8 protein-coding genes are annotated in these 8,299 nt (G+C 50.9%); all 8 read right to left on the bottom strand.

Going from position 1 to position 8,299, the window contains the following annotated elements; all coding sequences use genetic code 11:
* Positions 1–25 precede the first annotated feature (25 nt).
* The gene (locus ON064_RS15535) at positions 26–256 is read right to left on the bottom strand and encodes a DUF2187 family protein (RefSeq protein WP_058382988.1); all 231 of its coding nucleotides are present in this window, start codon (positions 254–256) and stop codon (positions 26–28) included.
* A 78-nt stretch (positions 257–334) separates the two neighbouring features.
* Entirely contained in the window at positions 335–1,297 is a 963-nt protein-coding gene (locus tag ON064_RS15530) for an ABC transporter ATP-binding protein (RefSeq protein ID WP_274625491.1), read from the bottom strand.
* On the bottom strand, positions 1,294–2,232 hold the full coding sequence (locus ON064_RS15525) for a C40 family peptidase (RefSeq protein ID WP_274625490.1): 939 nt from the start codon (positions 2,230–2,232) through the stop codon (positions 1,294–1,296). Before ON064_RS15525 ends, ON064_RS15530 begins: the two co-directional genes overlap by 4 nt.
* A gap of 1 nt (position 2,233) precedes the next feature.
* The gene (locus ON064_RS15520) at positions 2,234–3,340 is read right to left on the bottom strand and encodes a dipeptide epimerase (protein WP_274625489.1); all 1,107 of its coding nucleotides are present in this window, start codon (positions 3,338–3,340) and stop codon (positions 2,234–2,236) included.
* Position 3,341: 1 nt separating this feature from the next.
* The gene (locus ON064_RS15515) at positions 3,342–4,265 is read right to left on the bottom strand and encodes a S66 peptidase family protein (RefSeq protein WP_121298309.1); all 924 of its coding nucleotides are present in this window, start codon (positions 4,263–4,265) and stop codon (positions 3,342–3,344) included.
* Positions 4,266–4,524: 259 nt separating this feature from the next.
* Positions 4,525–6,162, bottom strand: coding sequence for a peptide ABC transporter substrate-binding protein (locus ON064_RS15510; protein WP_121298311.1), 1,638 nt, complete (start codon positions 6,160–6,162; stop codon positions 4,525–4,527).
* A 187-nt stretch (positions 6,163–6,349) separates the two neighbouring features.
* Positions 6,350–7,486, bottom strand: coding sequence for an ABC transporter ATP-binding protein (locus ON064_RS15505; RefSeq protein ID WP_274625488.1), 1,137 nt, complete (start codon positions 7,484–7,486; stop codon positions 6,350–6,352).
* Positions 7,487–7,490: 4 nt separating this feature from the next.
* A partial coding sequence (locus ON064_RS15500) for an ABC transporter permease (protein ID WP_274625487.1) occupies positions 7,491–8,299 on the bottom strand: 809 nt, incomplete at its 5' end.

The following is an 8,299-nucleotide window of genomic DNA, read 5'->3' as shown; positions in this document are numbered from 1 at the left end:
ACCTCCGCGGCTGCGGAGGTTTCGTTTATTGATCTGCGACAATCTTGTATTTCTTATGTGAAATTACGGTCATGTTGGAAGCAGCGCCGATTTCCTTGGCGTCTTCTGGTGAGATCTCGACGATCACCGAGTTGTCCATAATTTTGAAGATGGTTCCGTTAACGTCGACGCCATTGCGGGTGAATGAAATCCATTCGCCAATTTTGCGGGCCGCTACAAATTCAGATACTTCTTTTTCATGGGGTTGAAATGCCATAGTTATCCACGCCTCTCTATAATGAAAACATTATCTATCTATTATAGCATAAATTTATGGTTATTTCACCTGTTTCACTTACTCATACAAATGACAAGCGACGTAATGGCCGGGCTCTTTTTCCTGCCACGCCGGCTTTTTCTCCGCACAGATGCTCATCGCATGTGGGCATCGTGTCCGGAATACACAGCCGCTCGGTGGATCGATCGGACTTGGCAGTTCCCCTTCCAAAATGACACGTTCACGGGCTTCTTCGATGTCCGGGTCCGGGATCGGAATCGCGGACAGCAAGGCTTCCGTGTAAGGATGAAGCGGCTTATCGTACAGCTGGTCAGCCGTCGTCAGTTCGACCATATGTCCGAGATACATGACGCCGATGCGGTCTGATATATATTTGACCATGCTCAAGTCATGCGCGATGAACAAATACGTCAGCCCTTTTTCCTTCTGCAGCTTTTGCAGGAGCATGACGACTTGCGCTTGGACCGACACATCGAGTGCCGAGATCGGTTCATCCGCAATGATGAAATCCGGGTCGAGTGACAAAGCCCGCGCGATGCCGATGCGCTGTCTTTGCCCACCCGAGAATTCATGCGGATAGCGGTTGGCATGGTCGCGGTTCAAGCCGACATCTTCCAGCAATTGATGGACGCGTGCCTGCAATTCCTTTTTATTCTTATATAGCCCGTGGACTTGCATCGGTTCGGCGATAATTTCGAAAACAGTCGAACGCGGGTTGAGCGACGCGTACGGATCCTGGAAGATCATCTGCATATTGCGCAAATAATCGAAGCGGTCTTTTTCGGACATTTTATGTATATCGACGCCGTCGTATTCGACTTTGCCGTCGGTCGAGCTGTATAAGCCCATGATGGTCCGGCCGGCCGTCGATTTGCCGCAGCCCGACTCTCCCACGAGTCCAAAGGTTTCGCCGCGCTTGATATCAAATGAAATGCCGTCGACCGCTTTTAACGTCGTGTCTTTGCCGAGGTCGAAGTGGCGCTTAAGTTCCTGTACGGACAATAAAGTTTCGTTCGTCATGTTGTTTCCTCCTGTGTAAACCTGCGGACAGCACATAATTCCTTGTCATAGACCGTGCCTTCGAGACGGTTGATTTCAATGGCTTTGCCGGATGTCGGCGAATGGATCATCATGCCATCGCCGTAATAAATGCCGACATGATGAAGTTTTCCTTGCCCTTCTTCATAAGCGAAGAATAAGAGGTCGCCAGTTTGCCAAGCAGCAGAATCAAGACGGTCGATTTCTACGCCTTCCACAGACTGGTCTCCTGCATCCCGCGATATGTAGTAGCCGTTCGCTTTCAGCATATGATGGGAGAATCCGGAACAGTCATAGCCGAGGCTCGACATGCCGCCCCAGAAATACTGCAATCCCAAGAATCGTTCTGCCTCGTTTACGATCGACTGGCCGTTCCCGAGCGGAATCTGTTCAGGCGCCGGGACAAGCTGGACGTGCTTAGCTTCGATATATGCATCGCCATCCGGCGTATGGACATGGACACGCGTTTCGTTCGCATCTTTGACCGGCAGCAAGCTATTGAATGGAAGCTGGGCAATCGGCCGGCGGTCTAGCGTCCATAATTGCGCTTTATCGGCGGATACGCGTGCATAGCTTCGATCCGCAAATGAATCGACTTCTTTTAGATGTGCTAGTGGCAGCCATCCCGGATAGCCGCGCTCATCTTTATGGGACGGCTGCCAAGGGGCAATAATCTTCGCCCACGTGCCGTCGATTTCTTCTATTAAAACGGGTTCCCCGTAAAGCAGCTGCGTTTGAAGGCGATTGCTTAATGTGAGGTCCTTGGTTTCCTTTTGGTTCATCGCTTCACGCCATTTATTGATGTCCGGCGTGTCAGCCACCCCGTATGCATCCACATCTCTCACTTTATCGGGATGGGTCCAGACGCTCGTCACCGGAACGCGGCAAACCCATGTTGTCGATTGTGTCTGTGCCATGTTATCCTCTCCGTTCACGTAAAGTTTCCAGGAACCGAATTGCATCGATGCCAAGCCCCGGCTTATCTGAAAAGCGGATGGCTTTGCCGCTGTATTGGATGCCGCCTGGCAAAAGGTCCTCTTTCAGCATAAGCGGCGCATCAAAATCAAAACGCGTCACATTCGGCTGGCTCGCCGCAAAATGGGCAGCCGCGGACAGGCCGAGTTTCGTTTCGATCATGCTGCCGGTCATGCACGGCACGCCGAAAGTCTCTGCCAGTGCATTGATTTTCATTGCGCGGTGGATGCCGCCCGCTTTCATCAATTTAATATTGATCAAGTCTGCTGCGCGCAATTCCAACACGCGTTTTGCATCAACTGGTGAAAAGACGCTCTCGTCCGCCATGATCGGTGTCAATGTATTGTCCGTAACGAATTTCATTCCTTCGATGTCATGTGCCGGAACCGGCTGCTCGATCAATTCGATATTAAACCCGGCGTCTTCCATCTGATTGATGATGCGCACCGCCGATTTTGGATCCCAGCCTTGGTTGGCGTCTAAGCGCAGTGTGACTGTATTCCCGACACGCTCCCGGATGGCCTGGATTCGCTTCAGGTCCTGTTCAGGGGTATCGATGCCGACTTTGACTTTCAAGACCGTAAATCCTTGCTGCTCATAGGCTGCCGCATCTTGCGCCATTTCTTCAGGAGCATTAACCGAAACCGTGTAATCGGTCTCGATCGATTTACGGTAGCCGCCCAGAAACTGTGTCAAGGGCATGCCGGCTTGCTGCGCAATCAAATCATAAAGCGCCATATCCACTGCCGCTTTGGCGCTGGTGTTGCCGACGAGCGTCTTGTGGAGCTTCTCGAAAAGCTGTTCACTGCGTCTCACATCCATCCCAATCAAGCCGGCGCCAATCAAATGCACGGCCCGTTCGATGCTATCCAAGGTTTCACCCGTAATGACATGGGTCGGCGGCGCTTCGCCGAAACCGGAGCGGCCGTCTTGTGTCGTCAAATGAACGATGACCGCTTCAGCTGCTTCCACGGTCCGGAGCGCTGTCTTGAACGGCTTTTTTAAAGGAACGGCTATCCGGTAAGTCTCGATAGACGCTAAAACCGGCATATCACTCGACCCCCGGCAGGATCGTCAAGGTTTTCGCATCAGCATCGAGACGGGCTTTTACGCCGAGCGGCACGGAGAAATGCGGTTCGCAATGGCCAATTTTGAAGCCTTTGACGACCGGCACATCCAACTCTTTAAAATAATCATCTAGCACTTGTGCGAGTGTCCACGATTGTTCCGGCTTTTTCGGTTCAGCGTTTTTGAAATCGCCGATAACAATTCCGGCTACTTGCTCGAACTTGCGGGCTTGTTTCAGCTGATTGAGCATTTCATCCACTTGATACGGTTCTTCCCCTGTGTCTTCAATCAACAAGATCTTGTCTTTCGTGTCGATTTCAAACTTCGTCCCAAGCGTCCCGCGAATCAACGATAGGTTGCCCCCTACTAGTTCGCCATCTGCCATGCCGCTTGCTAATGTTTCAAGCTCGGAGATGGTTTCGTCGTAATGCAATTCGAACGGCTGGAACATCTGGCCGAACATGCGGCCGCTGCGCTCATGGAATTCCGGCTTTCCGACATCCGATGCCAACATCGGCCCGTGGAAGGTTACCAATTCTGCATACATTCCGATGGCATTATGTAAAAAAGTCACATCTGAGTAGCCCCAGAAAATCTTCGGGTTTTCTTTGATCATCGCGTAGTCGATCCGGTCCGCATAACGGGCAGCGCCGTATCCCCCGCCAGCACAAATGATGCCTTTCACTTCCGGGTCTTCGAACATGGCATGCAAATCCGCCAAACGTTCGTCATCCGTTCCGGCAAGATAGCCGTTTTTCGCTTCGACGGATTTGCCCATTTTCACTTTCAATCCTAATTCTTCTAAGAAAGGCAAAGCCTTTTTCAAATTCTCTAAATTCGGCGGGCTTGATGGCGAAATGATGCCCACCGTATCCCCTTTTTGCAATCGTTTTGGCATTGTGCGCATATTGCTCACTCCTCTTGTTTTCTGTTCTTCACTCATAAAACTACCAGTTTTCCTCAGTGAAAAACAGAAAAGCGCGGCGCCTGGCCGCGCTTCTGTTTTTTCATGTGCTTACGATCGATGAACGGGCGTGATCGCTTTTAGTTATATCCAGCTTCAGCGGCCTGCCTCTCGGGTCATAAGCCAATTTCCCTGTGCGGCAAAAAGCGCCGCTTCGTGGAATCGTCTTGTGCCTGTCGGAGCTTAGCGGGCGTGATCGCTTTTAGTTTTTATCCGCTGTTTTAAGGTCGATATACCCTACCGGATGGCGGAGGATGCCTTCGACGCCTTCTTTTTGCAGCTGGACTTGGTTATAGAAATGGATCGGGAAGATCGGCATTTCGTCCATTAGGATTTTTTCTGCTTCGATAAGCTTTTCCCAACGAACTTCTGAATCCGTTTCTGCTTTTGCTTCAGCGATGAGTTTATCGAATTCTTCGTTGGACCATTGTGTACGGTTCATGGAAGAATCCGTGATGAAGCTTTCAAGTGCGTTGACTGGGTCAGCATAGTCATGCAGGAATGAGCTGCGTGACAATTGGTATTTGAATTCTTTTTGCTCTGTCAAGAAGACACTCGCTTCGACGTTTTGAAGTTCAACGTCTACACCCAAAGCGGTCTTGAACTGGTCTTGCAATGTTTCAGCAATGTTTTGGTGTGATTCGCTTGTTGAGTAGGAAATCGTCACTGGCGGCAATTCATCCCAGCCTTCTTCTTCCATGCCTTCTTCAAGCAATTGCTTCGCTTTGTCAGCGTCAAATTTCACCAATTCGCCCGCTTCGTCGCGGAATTCCTGGCCGTTCGGTCCTTCAAAGCCGTAAGAAACAAAGCCGTATGCCGGTTTTTCACCGTTTTTCGTCACATATTGGACGATATCATCTTGGTTCACCGCATAAGCGAATGCTTGGCGGACTTTTTTGTTCGTGAATGGCTCTTCTTCTACATTGTAACGGTAGAAATACGTACCCGCTTGGTCCATTACGCCAAGTTCAGGAGAATCCTGCAATTGCTCGGACATTTCAGCTGGCACGCTCGATACGTCCAGTTCGCCCGCTTCGTACATTTGGTATTCTGTGTTCGGGTCGTTGACCATTGCCCAATGAACTTTATCCAATTTTACGTTTTCAGCATCCCAATATTCTTCATTCTTTTCAAAAACGAAATCTTCGTCATGGCTCCATGAAGCCAATGTGAACGGCCCGTTTCCGACAAAGCTATCCGCTTCTGTATGCCAGTCCGGATTTTCTGTAGCTGTCGCTTCGTGGATTGGGAAGAAGCTTGGGTTAGTGATGATGTTCAAGAATGCTTCTGTCGGTTCCGTCAATTTGACGACGAAAGTCTTGTCGTCTTCTGCAGAAATCGCAACATCTTCTACAGCACCTTCTCCGTTGTTATACGCTTCAGCGCCTTCAATGAAGTAAGCAAGGAAAGCTGCCGGAGAAGCTGTTTCCGGGTCTAGCATGTGCTGCCAAGCGAAAACGAAGTCGCCGGCTGTGACCGGTTCGCCGTTTGACCAGTTGGCGTCTTCACGGATATTGAATGTATACGTCAATCCATCTTCAGAGACGTCGATCGATTCAGCTGTCGCTTCGACCGGCTGAGACGATTCATCCAGGCGTGTCAAACCTTCCATCAAATTGTTCAAAGCGCCCCATGATACCGCGTTAAAGCCGATCGATGGATCGAATGAAGTCGGTTCTTCGCCGTTATTCATAAACAATGTTTTCTCCCCGCCCGAATCAGCGGAGCCTTCTTCGCCTGAATCGCTGCTCGTGTCTTCTCCCGCGTCTTCGCTTGCTGTACAAGCTGCGAGAACGAACACGAACATCGCCATCAGAAACAATACGAGCCATTTCTTCATGTGTTTTCCCCCTAGTGTTTTCTTTTTATCACACTTCAACGGTCCGTAAGACTCCCACTTTTACAAGCGGGAGATTCACGGTCCCTAAAAGTCTGATTGGATCAACTAACAATCAGTGGGATAAGAAAAACCCCCACTGATTGAAGTTTCTCTTTATGTGAACGCGCAAATGCGCCTCCAGCCAAATTTATCTTGCAAAAGCCTGTTCATCGATCAATTTTTGAGCCCTCGGATCCTGTAGCCAGCAATCCACTTTATGGGTTTCGGATAAAGCCGTCACTTCCGGATAGACATTCGTGCAGACGTCCATCGAAAACGGGCAGCGCGCAGCGAATGGGCAGCCGGTCGGCGGAGCGAACAGATCAGGCGGCGTGCCGTCGATCGGTTTCAGCTCTCCACCAGCCAAGTCGAGCCGTGGCACGGAAGTCAATAAGCCTTTTGTGTAGGGATGCTGCGGATTGTAGAAAATCTCGCGCTTGTCGCCGGTTTCAATCACTTTGCCGGCGTACATGACCGCGATGCGATCGGCGATTTTTGCAACCACGCCAAGATCGTGCGTAATCAAGATGATCGACACGCCGGTTTTCGCTTGGATTTCCTCGAATAGTTCCAGTATCTGCGCTTGGATTGTCACATCGAGCGCGGTCGTCGGTTCATCGGCAATCAATAATTCCGGCTCACAAATCAACGCGATTGCAATGACGATGCGCTGTCGCATGCCTCCTGAGAATTGGTGAGGGTATTGCTTGAGCCGCTCATCCGGATTCGGGATGCCGACCAGCTTGAGCATGTCGATAGCGCGCTCTTTCGCTTGCGCTTTGCTCAAGTTCTTGTGTTGTTTGACACCTTCTGTCAATTGCTCGCCAATTGTTAAAGTCGGGTTGAGCGCGGTCATCGGATCCTGGAAAATCATCGAGATGTCGACACCTTGGATTTTGCGCATTTCTTTCTTCGACAATTTGGTGAGATCCTGTGTCTTGAAATGAACGCCTTTGGAACTGATTTTTCCGGGCGGCTGCTGGATCAAGCCCATGATGGCATTGGATGTTACTGATTTGCCGCATCCCGATTCCCCGACGATCGCCAAAGTTTCTCCTTTATACAAGTCGAAATTGACGCCGCGTACGGCCTGCACGGTTCCGCCGTATGTATTGAATGTCACGTGCAGATCCTGTACGGAGAGAATGCGCTCATCTGTTACAGTCTTGCGCTTTTTCGGCTTTACAATTCTGCCGCGTTTGCCGGTATGGTCGACCGCATCAATATCCGCCCCTTCTTCCAAGCGGGTACGCGCCAACTCTTCAGCTATCTGCTTTCCTGTCATGTCTTCACTTCCTCATCTTCGGATCGAGTGCATCCTGCAGCCCGTCTCCAAGTACGTTAAATGCGAACATCGTCAATGAAATAAATAATGCCGGGAAGAACAAGCGCCACCAGTCGCCGGTAATGATGACCGGCAACGCGTCGTTCGCCATGACGCCCCAGCTGGCAAACGGCGCCTGGATCCCAAGGCCGAGGAAACTTAAGAACGCTTCAGCAAAAATGGCACTCGGCACCGTCAACGTCATTTGCACGATGATCGGCCCCATCGAGTTCGGGATCAAGTTCTTGCGGATGATACGCGGCGTTTTCGCACCGAACGATTTCGATGCCGTGACGAACTCATAGTTTTTCACTTGCAGCACCTGGCCCCTGACAATCCGGGCCATACCGACCCAACCGGTGATGGTGAGCGCGAGGATGATCGTCCATAAAGACGGCCCCATCACGACGAGCAGCAAGATGACCACGAGCAAGTACGGCAAGCCGTAGAGAATCTCGATGATGCGCATCATGATGCCGTCGGTTTTGCCGCCTTTATAGCCGGCGATTCCTCCGTAGACGATGCCGATAACAAAGTCGATCAATGCGGCCATCAAGCCGACGAATAAGGAAATGCGCGCTCCGTACCAGGTGCGGGTAAAGACGTCGCGCCCCGCTTCATCGGTCCCGAACCAATGCGTCGCGCTCGGCGGCTGGTTTTGGTTCGGCAAGTCTTGTGTGGTGACGGAATGCGGCGAGAAGATAGGGCCGAATATCGCCATCACAGCGAGCAAAGCCAGGAAAATCAGGCCGAGCATCGCCAGTTTGTTTTGTT

Origin of the sequence: Planococcus sp. A6, assembly GCF_028823615.1 — a bacterium.
In the GTDB taxonomy this organism is placed as follows: domain Bacteria; phylum Bacillota; class Bacilli; order Bacillales_A; family Planococcaceae; genus Planococcus.
The sequence above is the reverse complement of the archived record's forward strand: the minus strand, read 5'-3'. Positions and strand labels throughout refer to the sequence as shown.

What these genes read in the sequence shown, in the direction of transcription:
- ON064_RS15535 (WP_058382988.1), bottom strand. Translation starts at nt 256, where the DNA reads ATGGCATTTCAACCCCATGAAAAAGAAGTATCTGAATTTGTAGCGGCC.
- ON064_RS15530 (WP_274625491.1), bottom strand. Translation starts at nt 1,297, where the DNA reads ATGACGAACGAAACTTTATTGTCCGTACAGGAACTTAAGCGCCACTTC.
- ON064_RS15525 (WP_274625490.1), bottom strand. Translation starts at nt 2,232, where the DNA reads ATGGCACAGACACAATCGACAACATGGGTTTGCCGCGTTCCGGTGACG.
- ON064_RS15520 (WP_274625489.1), bottom strand. Translation starts at nt 3,340, where the DNA reads ATGCCGGTTTTAGCGTCTATCGAGACTTACCGGATAGCCGTTCCTTTA.
- ON064_RS15515 (WP_121298309.1), bottom strand. Translation starts at nt 4,265, where the DNA reads ATGCGCACAATGCCAAAACGATTGCAAAAAGGGGATACGGTGGGCATC.
- ON064_RS15510 (WP_121298311.1), bottom strand. Translation starts at nt 6,162, where the DNA reads ATGAAGAAATGGCTCGTATTGTTTCTGATGGCGATGTTCGTGTTCGTT.
- ON064_RS15505 (WP_274625488.1), bottom strand. Translation starts at nt 7,486, where the DNA reads ATGACAGGAAAGCAGATAGCTGAAGAGTTGGCGCGTACCCGCTTGGAA.